At 35.5% G+C, this 17,511-nt stretch carries 13 protein-coding genes; 11 read left to right on the plus strand and 2 right to left on the minus strand.

Translation table 11 applies throughout. The features are described from left to right. The first annotated feature begins 11 nt into the window (after positions 1-11). From leuC to aroB, 10 genes are all read left to right on the plus strand, one after another. Positions 12-1,406 (plus strand): 3-isopropylmalate dehydratase large subunit, encoded by a 1,395-nt coding sequence (gene leuC, locus DHU68_RS05970; RefSeq protein ID WP_108822057.1) that lies wholly within the window; start codon positions 12-14, stop codon positions 1,404-1,406. Positions 1,407-1,425: 19 nt separating this feature from the next. After that, positions 1,426-2,019, plus strand: a complete 594-nt coding sequence (gene leuD, locus DHU68_RS05975; protein ID WP_108822058.1) for a 3-isopropylmalate dehydratase small subunit — start codon at positions 1,426-1,428, stop codon at positions 2,017-2,019. 14 nt (positions 2,020-2,033) lie between these two features. Then, positions 2,034-4,499, plus strand: coding sequence for a glycoside hydrolase family 127 protein (locus DHU68_RS05980; RefSeq protein ID WP_108822059.1), 2,466 nt, complete (start codon positions 2,034-2,036; stop codon positions 4,497-4,499). Between the two features lie 30 nt (positions 4,500-4,529). Then, positions 4,530-6,038, plus strand: a complete 1,509-nt coding sequence (locus DHU68_RS05985) for an alpha-isopropylmalate synthase regulatory domain-containing protein (RefSeq protein WP_108822060.1) — start codon at positions 4,530-4,532, stop codon at positions 6,036-6,038. A 31-nt stretch (positions 6,039-6,069) separates the two neighbouring features. Then, positions 6,070-8,085, plus strand: coding sequence for an LTA synthase family protein (locus tag DHU68_RS05990; protein WP_108822061.1), 2,016 nt, complete (start codon positions 6,070-6,072; stop codon positions 8,083-8,085). A gap of 4 nt (positions 8,086-8,089) precedes the next feature. Continuing rightward, positions 8,090-9,163, plus strand: coding sequence for a 3-isopropylmalate dehydrogenase (gene leuB / locus DHU68_RS05995; protein WP_108822062.1), 1,074 nt, complete (start codon positions 8,090-8,092; stop codon positions 9,161-9,163). Between the two features lie 151 nt (positions 9,164-9,314). Beyond that, positions 9,315-11,114, plus strand: a complete 1,800-nt coding sequence (locus tag DHU68_RS06000) for a chloride channel protein (RefSeq protein ID WP_108822149.1) — start codon at positions 9,315-9,317, stop codon at positions 11,112-11,114. 28 nt (positions 11,115-11,142) lie between these two features. Further along, positions 11,143-12,435, plus strand: coding sequence for a hypothetical protein (locus tag DHU68_RS06005; RefSeq protein ID WP_108822063.1), 1,293 nt, complete (start codon positions 11,143-11,145; stop codon positions 12,433-12,435). Positions 12,436-12,485: 50 nt separating this feature from the next. Next, positions 12,486-13,454 (plus strand): methionyl-tRNA formyltransferase, encoded by a 969-nt coding sequence (gene fmt, locus DHU68_RS06010; RefSeq protein WP_108822064.1) that lies wholly within the window; start codon positions 12,486-12,488, stop codon positions 13,452-13,454. Between the two features lie 107 nt (positions 13,455-13,561). Further along, complete coding sequence (gene aroB / locus DHU68_RS06015) at positions 13,562-14,617, plus strand: 3-dehydroquinate synthase (RefSeq protein WP_108822065.1); 1,056 nt, start codon at positions 13,562-13,564, stop codon at positions 14,615-14,617. A 4-nt stretch (positions 14,618-14,621) separates the two neighbouring features. Here the strand turns inward: aroB and DHU68_RS06020 are convergent, their stop codons facing one another. Both DHU68_RS06020 and DHU68_RS06025 read right to left on the minus strand, forming a co-directional pair. Beyond that, complete coding sequence (locus tag DHU68_RS06020) at positions 14,622-15,002, minus strand: VOC family protein (RefSeq protein ID WP_108822066.1); 381 nt, start codon at positions 15,000-15,002, stop codon at positions 14,622-14,624. A 32-nt stretch (positions 15,003-15,034) separates the two neighbouring features. Then, a complete protein-coding gene (locus DHU68_RS06025) occupies positions 15,035-15,754 on the minus strand; it encodes an MBL fold metallo-hydrolase (RefSeq protein WP_108822067.1) in 720 nt (239 codons plus the stop codon). 309 nt (positions 15,755-16,063) lie between these two features. Between DHU68_RS06025 and DHU68_RS06030 the strand changes: the two genes are divergently transcribed. Next, on the plus strand, positions 16,064-17,413 hold the full coding sequence (locus tag DHU68_RS06030) for a DUF1080 domain-containing protein (protein WP_108822068.1): 1,350 nt from the start codon (positions 16,064-16,066) through the stop codon (positions 17,411-17,413). Positions 17,414-17,511 lie beyond the last annotated feature (98 nt).

Below are 17,511 nucleotides of genomic sequence, written 5' to 3' on the forward strand. Positions count from 1 at the left end.
AAATATAGTATATGAAAACATTATTCGACAAAATATGGGATGCACATACCGTGTCATCTGTAGAAAATGGGCCTACGCAGTTGTATATAGATCGTCATTTTTGTCATGAAGTGACAAGCCCTCAAGCTTTCAATGGGTTAAGAACAAGGGGTTTGAAAGTGTTTCGCCCAGATAGGACAACAATAACAGCAGACCATAATACACCGACTATAAATCAGGATCAACCTATAAAGGATGCCATTTCAAAGAATCAATTGGATACCTTATCTAAAAATGCAGAGGAGTTTGGAATAAAAATGTTTTATCCTTTAGGTCATCAAAAGAATGGTGTTGTTCATATCATTGGACCTGAGAATGGTTTTACTCAACCTGGGATGACTATTGTTTGTGGCGATAGCCATACCTCTACACATGGAGCTTTTGGTGCTATCGCTTTCGGTATTGGTACTAGCGAGGTGGAAATGGTATTAGCTTCTCAATGTATTTTGCAAACCCGTCCTAAAACGATGCGCATAACCTTTAACGGAAAATTAAGGGAAGGTGTGACAGCTAAAGACTTGGCTCTTTACATGATCTCTAAATTGACAACTGGAGGAGCAACAGGCTATTTTGTCGAATATGCGGGAGAAGCTGTTCGCAATATGTCGATGGAAGAGCGTATGACTCTTTGTAACTTAAGTATTGAAATGGGTGCTCGCGGAGGATTAGTTGCTCCGGATGAAACTACATTTGCTTATGTTAAAGGTCGAGAATTTGCTCCTAAAGGTGAGGAATGGGATAAAGCACTAGCCTATTGGAAAACGTTGAAAACGGATGAAGGTGCTAAATTTGATAAAGAACTAAGCTTTGATGCAGCGGACATACAACCAATGATCACTTATGGAACCAATCCTGGTATGGGAATGGCTATAAATGATACAATCCCAACCCTTGAAGATATTGATGAAGCAGGTCGTATATCTTTCCAAAAATCGATGGATTATATGGGCTTCAAACCGGGAGAAAAAGTTGAAGGGAAATCAATCGACTATGTTTTCTTAGGCAGTTGTACCAATGGTCGTATTGAAGATTTTCGTATGTTTGCTAACTTTGTAAAAGGAAAGAAAAAAGCTGATAACGTTGTTGCTTGGTTAGTTCCAGGGAGCTGGATGGTAGAAAAACAGATTCGTGAAGAAGGTTTATATGATATCCTAAAAGACGCAGGCTTTGAACTTCGTCAACCGGGTTGTTCTGCATGTTTAGCTATGAATGACGATAAAGTTCCTGCAGGAAAATATGCAGTATCTACATCGAATCGTAATTTTGAAGGACGTCAAGGACCAGGTGCACGCACTATATTGGCAGGTCCTTTGGTAGCTGCTGCTGCTGCCGTGACCGGGAAAATAACAGATCCTCGTAATTTCTAACCATCAAAAACAAATAAAAATGGAAAAATTTCAAACATTAACATCAACATATGTACCTCTACCAATCGAGAATGTAGATACAGATCAAATTATACCTGCACGTTTCCTTAAAGCAACAAATAAGGATGGTTTTGGAGATAATCTCTTTGCAGACTGGAGATATAATAAGGATGGAAGTCCGAAAGAAGACTTTGTCTTAAATAATCCTACCTACAGTGGTGAGATCTTGGTTGCAGGAAAAAATTTTGGTAGCGGATCGAGTAGGGAACATGCTGCATGGGCAGTAGCAGGATATGGATTTAAGGCTGTGGTATCTAGTTTTTTCGCTGATATTTTCAAAAATAATGCATTGAACAACGGGGTTCTTCCTGTAATCGTTTCTCCAGAGTTTCTATCTGAAATATTTAACAGTGTAAATAATAATCCGAAGTCAACATTGACAATCGATCTTGAAAAGCAAACTATAACGAATAACGAAACAGATAAGACTGAAAACTTCGAGATCAACCCTTATAAAAAAGAATGTTTGTTGATGGGGTTAGATGATATTGATTATTTATTATCTAAAAAAGACCTGACCACGAAATTTGAAGAAGAACGTTCATTTCAATAAGACATATTGTATCTATGAATAGAAAAATACTATCTCTCTTTTGTTTACTGGGAATAGCTACGCTAAGCAGTCATTCCCAGCAACTGATTCCAGTATCTTTTGACAAAGTAAACCTTCATGATGAGTTTTGGAGTAATCGGATAAAACTACAGAAGGACGTTTTAGTGCCTGTCGCTTTTGATCGTACAGAGATAGCTGTTGAGGACCTTAGGCGTACAGCAAATTATTTGAAAGGCACAGAAAGTCCGCTACCATCCGATAGCAGATTTAGCACATCCGATCTTTTTAAGGTGATAGAGGGTGCTGCTTATCTCTTGAAGATGGAAAGAGATACTAAGCTAGAGAAGCAAATAGATGATATAGCTGTTATAATTGCAGAAGCTCAACAAAAAGACGGATATTTATATCCTCCACACATAACAGGATCATACAAGACTGCTCCTCTGTGGGGTGGTGCCGGAATGGGAGATAAACCCTATTCATGGGTAGTCCATAGTCATGAATTATATAATGTCGGACATTTGTATGAAGCAGCTGCTGCCTATTATCAGGCAACAGGAAAGAGGAATCTTCTTGATATTGCAGAGAAGAGTGCTAAACATATAAACAAAGTATTCTTCGAGGGTGATCCGAATTATAATAATGGAATTCCTGTCAATCAGGCTCCGGGGCACCAAGAGATAGAATTAGCTTTGGTAAAACTCTATCGTGTAACAAACAACCCTCTTTATCTTGATATGGCAAAGAAATTTGTTGATGTTAGAGGCGTAACTTATATTCCCGATGGAGAAGGAACTATGTCTCCTGAATATGCTCAACAGCATGCACCCGTTAGAGAGCAAGATGAAGCGGTAGGACACTCGGTTCGTGCAGTTTATCTTTATTCAGCTATGGCAGATGTAGGGGCTCAGACTAATGATCCTACACTAAGTCCTGCTCTTGATGAGATTTGGCACAATATTGTCGATACGCGTATGCATATTACGGGAGGATTGGGAGCTATTCATGGCATTGAAGGCTTTGGTCCAGAATATGAATTACCGAATAAAGAAGCATATAATGAGACTTGTGCCGCTGTAGGTAATGTGTTTTTCAATCATCGCATGTTCTTATTAGAGAAAGATGGGAAATATATGGATGTGGCTGAGGTTTCATTGTTGAATAATGTATTGGCGGGAGTGAACCTTGAAGGGAATAAATTCTTTTATGTCAATCCTCTCGAATCTTCAGGTATGGTCGATCGTTCTCATTGGTTTGGAACAGCTTGTTGCCCTACCAATATGGCGCGTTTGGTACCTCAGGTTTCGGGTCTGATGTATGCTCATACTGATAATGAAATTTATTGTGCTTTTTATACAGGGAGTTCTACTGACTTTGAACTAAAATCAGGAAAAGTTTCATTGGTTCAAGAGACGGAATATCCTTTTGATGAAACTATTAAAATAACAGTCAATCCTGAGAAACAGAATCAAAAGTTCGCGCTCAAAATGAGAATTCCTACATGGACAGGATCTCAATTTGTACCGGGTAAACTGTATAATTATATAGACAATAATGTACAGAGATGGGAGGTTAATATTAATGGGAAGAAACAAAATGATCTTTTATTAGATAAAGGTTTTCTTTCTATCAATAGAAAGTGGAAAAAAGGAGATGTGGTAGAACTAAGATTGCCTATGCCGGTTCGTTATTCTCATGCAATAGAGGAAGTAAAAGCAGATAACGGACGTGTTGCTATCACTCGTGGTCCATTAGTGTATTGTGCTGAAGGTATAGATAATGAAGGAGGTACAGATCGCTATTTTATTGAAAATATAGAAGCTAATCCAGTAATAACTAAGGAAAAGTCGAGTCTATTAAAAGGGATAGATTTTATAAAAGGTATTCCAGCTAAATATCTCGATAATAAGGGTGTTGTGCATGAGTCTGAATTAACATTAGTTCCCTACTATGCATGGAATAATAGAGGTGTTTCTTCTATGAATATCTGGTTTGCAGAGAGTGAGGATGTTGCTAAACAAGGACTGAACTTTATGCCTTTAATCTTATCAGACGTTAAAGCTTCGCATACGAATGGAGGTGAGGATGTATTATCTATTGTAAATGGAAAATACCCAAAACATTCATTCGATAATGAAATTGAACGTTGGACTTCATGGAATCAAAAAGGCAAAAAACAATCGATTGATTTTACATTTGAAAAACCAACAGATCTGAAAGCTTTTTCTGTCTACTGGTATGATGATAAAGGTGGTGTTCAGATTCCAGAATCGTGGAATTTAGAATTTAAGGATAATAATGGAGATTGGAAAGCTTTTCCTCTCTATTCTACAGACTCTTATAGTCTGCTGAAAGATCAATTTAATTTGGTTCATTCCGATGGAGACTCTTTCATAATAAAGGAGCTTCGTCTTAATATGACACCTAAAAAAGATAATGCAGTAGGAGTTTTGCAAGTAAAATTTGATACAGCTAACTAGTTACTGGTATCGTTTCAAAAAGAAAAGCCTATGATAGAAATAATGGATACAACCCTTCGTGATGGAGAACAAACAGCTACAGTTTCGTTCTCTACACAAGAGAAGATGAGCATAACATACTTACTCGTTGAACTGGGGGTTAATCGTATAGAGATTACTTCAGCACGGGTATCGGAGGGCGAATTTGAGGCAGTCAAGAAAATTGCGGATTGGGCTCGCCAAACTGATAATATAGATAAGATTGAGATTCTAGGTTTTATAGATAAAGGGCAGTCTGTAGATTGGATAAAAAAAGCTGGTTGCAAGACTATAAACCTGCTGACAAAAGGCTCTTATAAGCATGTAACAGAACAGCTCAGAAAGACTCCGGAGCAACATTTGGAAGATATAAAACGAGAGGTTTTGTATGCGAATGAGTCAGGCATTACAGTTAATATATACTTGGAAGATTGGTCGAATGGAATTATACATTCCGAAGACTATGTCTATTTCTTGATGGATGGACTGAAAGATTTACCTATCAAACGATTTATGCTTCCCGATACATTGGGAATTTTAAATCCGCATAGTACGTGGAGAACTTGTCGTAGAATGATCAGTCGCTATCCTGATCTCCATTTCGATTTTCATGCACATAATGATTATGATTTGGCGGTAGCCAATACGATGGTTGCAGCCGAGGTAGGAGTGAAGGGTATTCATACGACGATGAATGGTCTTGGAGAACGTGCTGGTAACGCTTCATTAGCAAGTGTTATAGCCGTATTTCACGATCAGTTAAATCTGAAAACATCTATCAAAGAGGAATCTATCAATATGGTAAGTCGTATGGTAGAGTCTTATTCGGGGCAGGTCATCTCAGCAAATCAACCTATTGTAGGAGAAAATGTCTTTACTCAATGTGCCGGAATTCATGCAGATGGAGACAATAAAAATAATCTGTATTTCAACGAGTTGTTTCCGGAACGCTTTGGGCGTATTCGCGAATATGCATTAGGAAAGCTTTCGGGTAAAGCGAATATTCGTAAGAATATCGAGGCCTTAGGTATCGATTTAGATGAGCCAGATATGCTGAAAGTTACCAATCGTGTAACGGAATTAGGAGATAAAAAAGAAATTATAACTCAAGATGATCTTCCATACATTATTGCAGATGTCCTGAAAAATAATGAAAAAGAGAAACGTATCAAGATACTCTCTTTTGCTTTTGTATTGACTAAAGGATTACGACCTACTGCAACCGTAAAAATAGAGATAGATGGACAAGAACATGAGTGGACAGCTCCGGGAGATGGACAATACCATGCATTTTCGAAGGCTCTCTATAAAATATATACACGTCTGAATAAACCAACACCGACATTAACGAACTATACGGTTTATATTCCACCAGGAGGACGTACTGATGCTTTAGTGCAGACTGTTATAACTTGGGAGTTCAAAGGAAAAACCTTTAAAACAAGAGGTCTTGATGCCGACCAGACAGAGGCTGCTGTAAAAGCAACAGAAAAGATGTTGAATATTATAGAAGATATGTAAGGAATATCAAGTATAGTTTTGGATAATTAATATGAAAGGATATATAAAGAGACTTCTTAATGACAAGTTTATTCGATGTCTATTATTTATATTGGTAGCTTATTTGGCTATCCTCTTTTTCTTGTTTCTTTCCAGATGTGCCTTTTTTATTTCTAATTGGGATGCTGTCGATGCTATTGATAGTTCTATAAAACAGCTCTATATTCTAATAGCTTTTCGTAGAGGTTTAAGATTTGATAGTGTAATAGCAAGTTATATCTCTTTAATTCCGCTGATAGTCATATTCTTGTTTGCACAGTTCAGACGATTGAATAAGGTGATATTAAAAATAATTCTGATATATTATATAGTATGTGGATTTGGTATATTAGCAATCTCTATGGCAAATATACCATACTATTTGTATTTCAATAAACATATTGATACTTCTGTTTTTCAATGGTTTGAATATTTTAGTGAAACTTTTGGAATGGTAGCAGAAGAATCATCATACCTAATTTATATTCTATCTTTTGTTTGCTTGTTTTCTTTATATGTATTCTTGTTTACCAGGCTGTATAAGCTTACAATAAGAGAGGAAGAAGATAAGCAATATAATGGGAAATATTATCTCATAAACAGTGCTGTTTTAGTCTTTTTATTTCTTTTTTTTGTAGGAGGTACTTATGGATTCTTCCCTGGAGGATTAAAAAGAAAGCATTCTATATTTTGTGGTGAAATTATCCTTTGTAATGCAGTGATGAATCCTGTGTTCTTTCTTACAGACTTGCCTGCTTCGATGAAAATAGATCGATTGATAGATGAAGAAACTGCAATAAAGAATATTGGTAAAGAATTAGGTTTTGATATATCTAAGGATATATATATAAATAAGGCTGTTGAAAATGATACTATAATGAATAGACCAAATATTGTTATTGTGTATATGGAGTCGTTTTCTAGTAAATATTTGGAAACGAAAGGTAAAAATGGAGATTTTGTTACTCCTTATATACAGGAACTTAAAGATAAATCATATTTTTTCAAAAAGTTTTATTCACAAGGTACGCATACCAACCAAGCTATAACATCAGCACTATATAGTCTTCCAGCTTTCTTTGACAAAGTTATGACAACGAAAACAAATATGAAGTTGGACTTTGAAAAATATGCAATGGATCAGTTTGATGAGTTGAGAAAAAAATCATTAACATTATACGGATTACCTAATGAACTGAAAAACCAAGGATACTATAGTCAAATGTTTGTAACACATACAAAAACATATGAAAACTTTGACTATTTCGCTGTTCAAAATGAAATAGATAAAGTGTATGGCCTTGAAGATTATCCAGATGCGAAGCCTACCAGTGTTTGGGGTATTTCTGATGAAGATTTATTGAAAAATGCATTGGAAAAGATAGATTCTATATCGAAAGAAAATATTCCATCTATGACTGCTATTCTAACTATCAGTAATCATCCTCCTTATATCTATACCGAACAGTTTAAAAATGTATCAGTAAATAAGGACGAAAGGGCTGTTGCATATATGGATGATTGTATCAAGAACTTTATGAAAGAAGCCAGTGAAAAAGAGTGGTTTAATAATACGATCTTTGTCTTTTTGGGCGATCATGGACGTAATTTCTCGTCAGACCTCCAAGAATATAACTACCCATTGTCTCTTAACCATGTCCCTCTGATTATCTATTCACCACTGTTTGAGGGTATGCCTCAGCATAACTCTTCATTAATGGGGCAAATAGATTTTTATCCTGTAATAATGGGTTTGTTAGGAAAAACGCCAACATATAATACGTTTGGAGTAGATGTCTTATCTAAGGAAAGAAAGTATATCTATTTCACATCAGACAGCAAACTTGCCTGTATGAGTAACGATTATCTCTATAATTATGATTTTACTTACGATAGCGAGTTTTTATATAGACTGGATGATGAAACATATGAAAATATTTTGGAGGAAAATGTAGCTGTGGCAGATAGTATGAAAAACTATGCAACATCAATGATTAGAGGTGTAAAATATATTTTAAAAAATAACTAACGATATGAAGTTAAATATTGCTGTTCTTCCCGGAGATGGGATTGGTCCTGAAATAATAGGACAAGCTTTGCGTGTTATCGAAGCCGTATGTGAAAAGTATGGACATGATTTGTCTTATGAATATGGATTAGTAGGGGCTACGGCTATCGATCAAGTAGGTAATCCTTACCCTGAAGGTACACACGAACTGTGTATGACTTCAGATGCGGTTCTTTTTGGTGCAATAGGAGATCCTAAATACGATAATAATCCATCTGCTAAAGTACGTCCCGAGCAAGGACTTTTGGCAATGAGAAAGAAACTAGGTTTGTATGCGAACTTACGTCCGGTAACAACATTTCCTTCTCTTATTCATAAATCTCCTTTGCGTGCAGACTTGATTGAGGGAGCAGATTTTATGTGTGTAAGAGAATTAACAGGAGGCCTATACTTCGGTCGTCCTCAAGGACGTAGCGAAGATGGCAATACAGCTTATGATACATGTGTTTATACTCGCGAAGAAGTAGAGAGAATCTTACATCTTTCATATAAGTATGCGCGTATGCGTCGCAAGAAACTGACCGTTGTCGATAAAGCGAATGTATTAGCTTCTTCCCGTTTGTGGAGACAAGTAGCTCAGGAAATAGAGAAAGAGTATCCCGATGTTGAAACCGAATATATGTTTGTGGATAATGCAGCAATGCAGATTATTCAATGGCCAAAACGCTTCGATGTCCTAGTGACAGAAAATCTATTTGGAGATATCCTGACCGATGAAGCTTCTGTTATCACAGGATCATTAGGAATGTTGCCTTCTGCTTCGATCGGAATTCATACATCTGTCTTTGAACCAATTCATGGATCTTACCCTCAGGCAGCCGGTAAAAATATCGCAAATCCATTAGCAACAATTCTGTCAGCGGCAATGATGTTTGAGTACGCTTTCGAATTGCAAGAGGAGGGAAGCCTGATACGTAGAGCTGTAGCTGCATCTATGGAGGCTGGTATAGTAACGGAAGATATTGCTTCGGGAGATGTTAAAGCTTCTTCGACTTCCGAAGTCGGAGATTGGATTGTCAATTATGTAAAAGAGCAGTAAACGTCTCTTTTATTTTGCATAGATGAAAGACAAGGTTGCTATCGTAGCAACCTTGTCTTATTTATAGATAAGATTTATTCTTTTTTAATGGCTGTTCAAAATTTAGTAATCTGCTATATTTTTTATATTTTTGGAATTCTATTTTAAAATGATGTCTGTTAAAAAACTATATAATAATTTTCTTGTCTGGAAAACCCAGAATGTAAATGAAAGACAAATGGTTTTGTTTGTGAGTTTCCTTATAGGAATATTCACTGCATTTGCTGCTTACGTCCTTAAATCATTAATTCATTTAATTCAGGATCTTCTTACTTCTAATTTTTTGTCCGAAGGGGCAAACTATATTTATCTCATAACACCGGCTGTCGGTATTCTTATTGCCGGTCTGTATGTGAGATATGTAGTTAGAGATGATATAAGTCATGGGGTTACTAAGATTCTTTATGCCATATCACAGCGTAAAAGTTTCATAAAACTGCATAATGTTTATACCTCAATAGTAGCCAGTTCTATAACAATCGGATTTGGGGGGTCAGTAGGAGCCGAGGCTCCGATTGTTCTTACCGGATCGGCTATCGGTTCTAATCTTGGACGTTTTTTTAAGGTAGAACAGAAGTACTTAATGCTGCTCATTGGTTGTGGAGCCGCAGGTGCAATTGCAGGTATCTTTAAAGCTCCTATAGCAGGGTTGGTATTCGTTGTAGAAGTATTGATGCTCGATCTTACAACTTTTACGGTCTTGCCTCTTTTGGTGACTTCTGTTACAGCAGCTACTCTTTCATACATTACGATGGGGAGCAATGCTATGTTTAACTATGCTCATTCAAGCGATTTCATTCTCGAGCGTATTCCATATGTGATTTTATTAGGTATATTTTGTGGTATTGTTTCTCTGTATTTTACCAGAGCGATGAATTGGATAGAAAATATATTTAGGAAATTAACTTACTGGAAAAAATTCGCCTTGGGTGCCAGTATGCTAAGTATATTAATCTTCCTCTTACCTCCGCTATATGGAGAGGGATACGATACAATAAATCTTCTCATTAGTGGTTCGAAAGACTATTCATCTATCATAGAAAATAGTATGTTCTTTAAGTTCGAAGATTACCGTTGGACAATCATACTATTTCTTACAGGTGTGTTATTGATGAAGGTATTTGCTTCCAGTGCGACTAATGGTGGTGGTGGAACTGGGGGGATATTTGCTCCGTCTTTGTTCCTTGGTTGTATTGCAGGATTTGTGTTCTCCTTCACTTTAAACAACTCAGGTATTCTTTCTTCTTATATGCCTTTCTTACCTGAAGATAACTTTGCATTGATGGGAATGGCGGGAGTTATGGCGGGAGTTATGCATGCCCCGTTAACAGGAACATTCTTGATCGCAGAACTAACAGGAGGATATGAACTGTTATTGCCTTTGATGATTGTCTCTATTTCGTCTTATACCTTTATTAAAATATTTGAGCCTCATAGTATATACTCTATGCGTTTGGCTAAAAAAGGAGAATTGATTACACATCAGAAAGATAAAGCTGTTTTAACCTTGATGGATATTGAGGAGCTGATTGAAACTAATTTCCAAAAAGTTCACCCCGAGATGACTTTAGGTGATATGGTGAAAGTTATCTCTCGATCACCTCGAAATGTATTTCCAGTCGTGGACGATCAGAATCGTTTCTTAGGAATTGTTCTTATGGATAATATCAGAAACATTATGTTCCGACCAGAGCTATACAGTCGATTTACCGTATCGAGAGTGATGACTTCAGCACCGGCAACTATTGTTGTTGGAATGCCTATGGAGACGGTTATGAAATCTTTTGATGAGACAAAAGCTTGGAATCTCCCTGTCGTGGATGAGAATGATGTATATCTTGGATTTATTTCAAAATCGAATATATTAGATGTCTACAGAGAGGTTCTTGCCGAAAACTTTGTAGAAGAGTAAACACACAACTTTATTTTCATATAAATATATGGCTAAAAGAATAAAAGCTATACAATGTCCACAATGTGGAAGTGCCGATCAAAAGCAGTTAAAAGATGATTATTATCAATGTAAGAACTGTGGAGCAAATTACTATCTTGATAATGATGATGTAAATATAAACGTTACCCATAGGGTGGAGACTCCAACTCAACCACAAGTAAGTCCTAAGAAGGCTTTGTGGGCTACAGTAATTGGAGTAGCTCTTTTTTTGTTAATATTCCTTCTTCCCCAATTATTTGATTCCAAATCATCATTAAATACAAAATCACGTTTTAAGGGTAGAGCGGAAATAAATACAACAGTGAAGGTAAATGATAAACTCTATATATTAGTATTGACTCAGACTGGTATGGGAGATGCTCCGAGAGATGTTTATTATGAATTTTTAGATCCGGAAACAGAGGAGGTTGTAAAAACTGAACAGCTCTTAAATTTAAACAAGATAAGTATATCAAGTACTGATGTGAAGAGATTCTCGGATGGAAAAACATATATAGTAGCTAACGACCAGCGAATACTTGTTGTAGACGATAAAGAGTTAAAAGTTACAGATGTTACAGATACTATGTTTCAAGGAGATTCTTTATACACTTCGGGTATTGTGAGTGCAGATATTTACAGCTTATACGGTGATGCTATAAAGGTAATGACCAGTATGGGGCGAGAATATTTCTATTATCCAATAACAAAGCAAAGTTTTGCTACAGATAAGATGTACCAATACACATCCGATGATAATACGTTAACACCAAATGCAAAGGAAAGTATTGTTTATTTGTTTTCAGAAAGAGGTAGTTCTTCTATGCAGATGGATGCTGCAGAAGAATTTAAGCTTTTGAAGGTTGTTTATAATGATAATGTAGGAGGTGTACAAGATAAAGGATATCGTGCCAGATGGGATAAAGATTTTAGAACAGGAGAACTTGATTTGAAGCTTTATGTTAAACGAATGATTTCCTATTCTGATTTGACTCCCGGAAGAGTGTATTTTAATCCGGAGATACTTTATTACAATGATGATTATGTTTTTATTTGTATAACAACAAATGCGTCTAAAGAATCGGGGCTTGTATTGCAATGTTTGGATGCTAAAAATGGCGACTTATTGTGGTCGAAAGCTGTGGAAACCAAGAATGACAGGTATCAGTATTTTTATAAAGATGCATTATTTGCCGGAGATAAATTTATGATGACATTGGATAATACAAAATATGTATTATTGGATAATAAAGGAAATATAATCAAATATTTCAACCTGTACGGAACAAACGACTGGTAAGAAAATGTGGGGATTTTCTTAATTATATTATTAAAACTAGGGGATAACGAATGAATAAAGAAGATTTACGTATTGTTTTCATGGGTACACCAGACTTTGCGGTAGAGAGTCTACGTACTTTAGTAGAAAACAATTATAATATAGTTGGGGTAATAACAATGCCCGATAAGCCAAGTGGGAGAGGTCATAAGATTCAATATTCGGCAGTAAAGAAATATGCATTGGAGCAAAATCTACCTTTGCTGCAACCCGAAAAATTGAAAGATGAATCTTTTTTGGATGAATTAAAAGCCTTAAAGGCAGATCTTCAGATTGTAGTAGCTTTCCGTATGCTACCCGAAGTAGTTTGGAATATGCCTAAATATGGTACATTCAATCTGCATGGATCTTTACTTCCTCAGTATCGTGGAGCAGCACCTATCAACTGGGCTATCATAAATGGAGAAAAAGAAACCGGAGTAACAACTTTTTTCTTGACGCATGAAATAGATACAGGTAAAATTATTCTACAAGAAAGAATACCAATAGGAGAGAACGATAATGTAGGTAAAATCTACGATCAATTAATGAATATTGGAGGACGACTTGTCTGTCAGACCGTAGATCTGATCTTAGATAATAAAGTAGATGCAATATCGCAGGACCAATTCTATGTAAACGAGGAAGATTTAAAGCCCGCACCAAAAATATTTAAAGAAACTTGTCGTATCGATTGGGGTAAATCTGCACAAGATGTGCATAATCTGATTCGAGGAATGTCTCCTTATCCTGCGGCGTGGACTGAGTTATATATTCCGGATAAGGAATCTCAAATGGTGAAAATATTTGCTTCGGAAGTTGTAGAAGGGAAAGCAATACCTGTCGGACAAATACAGACTGATAATAAAACCTATCTGCATGTTGGTTGTGGCGATGGGCTTGTAAGTATAACAGAGATTCAGTTTGCAGGTAAAAGAGCAATGAAAATAGATGAAGTCTTAAGAGGTTACAAGTTTGAAGAAGGAGCTTATTTTAAATAAACCTCTTTATCTATAATAGATTAGATATAGTCATATAGAAACATTAAATGATAATAACAACAGTAAAATCTGTTACTTTTGTCACCTTTTAGTTAAAATAGCAGTTTATGCAAAAAGTTATAAAATCCACAGATCTAAATAAAGATTTAACAGATATTCTAAGTCAATTATCATTTGACCGATTGTTTATTCTTACAGACGAGAATACAGAAAAGCTTTGCTATCCTTTGGTTCAAGATAATGAACAAATAGCCAAAGCCGGGAAAATTGTAATCAAGGCTGGTGATAACAATAAAAATATTGAACAGTTAGCTTCTATATGGAAATACCTTTCAGAAAATGGAGCTACTCGTCACTCTTTGCTTATCAATCTGGGTGGAGGTATGTTGACAGATATAGGAGGTTTTGCTGCTGCAAGCTTTAAGAGGGGCATAAAATGTATTAATATACCGACAACCTTGCTTGGTGCAGTAGATGCTGCTGTTGGGGGTAAAACAGGAATAAATTTCAACGGACTAAAGAATGAGATAGGGGCATTTGCTCCGGCTGAGACAGTGCTGATCGATTCTGCATTTTTCAAAAGCCTCGATGCTCAAAATTTACTATCAGGCTATGCTGAAATGATTAAGCATGGACTTATTGATAGTGATGAAACATGGAAAGATGTGATTTCTTTCGATATGGAGGAAGTTGATTTTGAAAGGTTGAAACAGTTAGTCGTAAATTCAGTTCTTGTGAAAGAACGTATTGTTGAGGTTGATCCTTTTGAAAGAGGTATTCGCAAAGCTTTGAATTTGGGACATACAATCGGACATGCTTTCGAAAGTCTCTCTTATGACATAAATAGACCTATACAACACGGATATGCCGTTGCGTGGGGGCTTGTTTGTGAATTATACCTTTCGTTGAAATATTGCGGTTTCCCTAAAGAAAAACTATATAAGACCGTTTATTTTATCAGAGACAATTATGAAGGATTCTTCTACGATTGCAATCACTACGATCGTCTGTATGAATACATGAAGCACGATAAGAAGAATGAATCGGATATGATCAATTTTACATTCCTGTCAGATGTTGGTAAAATAGAAATCAACCGAACCGCAACAAAAGAAGATATTTACGATTCGATTGATTTTTTGAGGGAAAGTGTTGGTCTTTAGTTTATTACAAGTTAAGAGGTAATACTTCAATCCAATAATCATCTGGGTCGTTAATAAAATAAAGACCCATATCATGATTTTCGTATGCGATACATCCCATCTCTCTATGGTATTCGCGTATTTGTTCGTAATCTCCCGGAACACGGGCACATAGATGGCTTTCGTTTTCTCCTAACTCATATGCTTGAGGGTGATCTCTCAACCAAGTTAACTCTAGAGAAAACGGGCTTTCTCCATCACCTAAGTAAACCAAAATAAAAGAGCCATCACCTGCTTCTTTTCTACGTATTTCTTTAAAACCTAGTGCTTTTTTGTAGAAAGCAATGCTGTTATCTAGGTTTGTTACATTAATATTGAAATGATCAAATCTTGCTTTTATGTCCATTGTGACTATGATTTATAGTGTTAATAATTTATTTAAAATTCTATACTTTGCCCCTTATATTTCCAACTGATAGAATTACATCGTTTTTGGATAGCAAAATCGGCAAAAGCTACGATTGATCCATAGTTGTTGCCAAAGTGCATAGGAACAAAAATATCAGTTTCAATTGTATTTAAAAATTGCTCTGCACCTTTCATATAGTCCTTTCCTAAGCGTATATCGATAGGAAACATGACTAAATCCAGATGCTGTACATGTTCTGATAGGAGTGTGAGTTCATCATTGTAATAATTTTCTGCTTCATTTATCTCTTCTTCGGTAGACTCTTCATTCCAGTGCCAGTTGTTCAGATCGCCGGCATGGAAAATAGTTTTATCATCAGCTTTTATAAGGAAAGATATTCCTAAGTCGGTTGATCCAAAAGCCTGTATTGATAGGATACCGTCTTTGTAAGTATCTAATTTGTCCATGTAAATAGCATCACCTTCAGTTGCCATTTTATTGTCTAAAATATCTTTGGAAAAAATATAAACAATATCATTTCTCTGCTTTTTCCATTCTAATATTTCCGGATTAAAGTGGTCTTGATGAGAATGGGTACATAGAATGTATAATTTCTTATTGTTTTTCAGTACCTTTTGATGTACTATGCCATCATTGTCCTCATTCGAATCTTTATAATAATCGATAATCATAGAAAAGTTGTCATTTTCTAAAACAAAACCGCTATGGAAAATATATGTAAGTTTCATCTCTTTCTTTATATTTAATAACAAAAAAAACAATTTATAGTTTAGCAAAGATATAAATGAAAAGTATTTAATCTTATTTTTATGTTATGCAACATGTAAATATCGATTTGATAGGTTTAAATAGTTTATAATCTACTGTTTATAACTGTTTTTATATTTTGTGTGTTCGTACACACTTTTTATTTTTGATGTTATTTCGTTACTTTGTAGAGCATCTATTCTTATCAATGTCAAATTGATAGACTATCGTTTGTTATCATCGAAAAAGATCTAGCAAAAAAGAATATTTACATAGCAAATATAAATAAAATGAAAAAAAGTATTTTATTAACTGTTTTATTACTACTGACAGTAGGACTTACTGCTCAAGATTGGAAACCTCTTTTTAATGGAAAGAATTTAAAAGGATGGAAAAAGTTAAATGGAAAAGCTGAATATAAAGTTGTAGATGGTGCTATTGTTGGGTTTTCTAAGATGGGAACACCTAACACCTTCTTGGCTACAACTGAAAATTATGACAATTTTATTTTAGAGTTTGATTTTAAGGTAGATGATGCTTTAAACTCAGGTGTACAGTTTAGAAGTTTAAGTACAAAAGACTATAAAAATGGAATTGTGCATGGATATCAATTCGAAATAGATCCATCTAACAGAGCTTGGTGTGGTGGTGTTTATGATGAAGCTCGCAGAGGATGGTTATATCCGATGACAATTAATAATCAAGCTCAAACTGCATTTAAAAATGGGGTCTGGAATAAGGCGAGAATAGAGGCTATTGGAAATTCGATTCGTACTTGGATAAATGGAATCCCTTGTGCAAATATTTGGGATGATATGACTCCTAGCGGTTTTATTGCACTACAAGTACATTCTATAGGTAATAAAGCAGATGCGGGGAAAACAATAAGTTGGAAAGATATTCGTATTTGTACGACAGATTTAGAAAAATATCAAACTCCGGAGGCTAAAGCTGCTCCAGAGGTTAATTGTGTGATAAACTCTATATCCCCAACTGAAGCTAAAGATGGATGGAAGCTGCTATGGGATGGAAAAACTACCGAAGGTTGGAGAGGTGCCAAGTTGGCTACTTTTCCTGCTAATGGATGGAAAATAGAAGGTGGTATATTAAAGGTTATAAAAAGTGGAGGAGCAGAGTCTGCAAACGGAGGAGATATCGTAACTACGAAAAAATATAAAAACTTTATCCTTTCAGTTGATTTTAAAATAACAGAAGGAGCAAATAGCGGTATTAAATATTTTGTAAATCCGGATCTTAACAAAGGAGAGGGGTCTGCTATTGGTTGTGAATTTCAGATTTTGGATGATGAAAAACATCCCGATGCAAAGTTAGGAGTAAAAGGAAATCGTAAATTAGGAGCTTTATATGATCTGATTCCAGTATCAGAAGATAAACCTTTCAAAAAAAATGAGTTTAATACGGCAACTGTGATTGTAAAAGATAATCATGTTGAACATTGGTTGAATGGAGCTAAACTTTTGGAATATGAGCGAGACAATCAGATGTGGAATGCTTTAGTTGCTTACAGCAAGTATCGCGATTGGCCTAATTTTGGAAATGCAAAAGAAGGAAATATCCTGTTGCAAGATCATGGAGACGAAGTTTGGTTCAAGAATGTAAAAATTAAAGAATTAAAATAGAAATATACTTAAATATAAATGTAGAATATCTGTAGCATAAACGATTTTGATCGATCATGTTACAGATATTTTTATTAAACCACCTAAAAGCAATGATT

The sequence above is a fragment of the Dysgonomonas sp. Marseille-P4361 genome (assembly GCF_900343125.1).
Classification (GTDB): Bacteria; Bacteroidota; Bacteroidia; order Bacteroidales; family Dysgonomonadaceae; genus Dysgonomonas.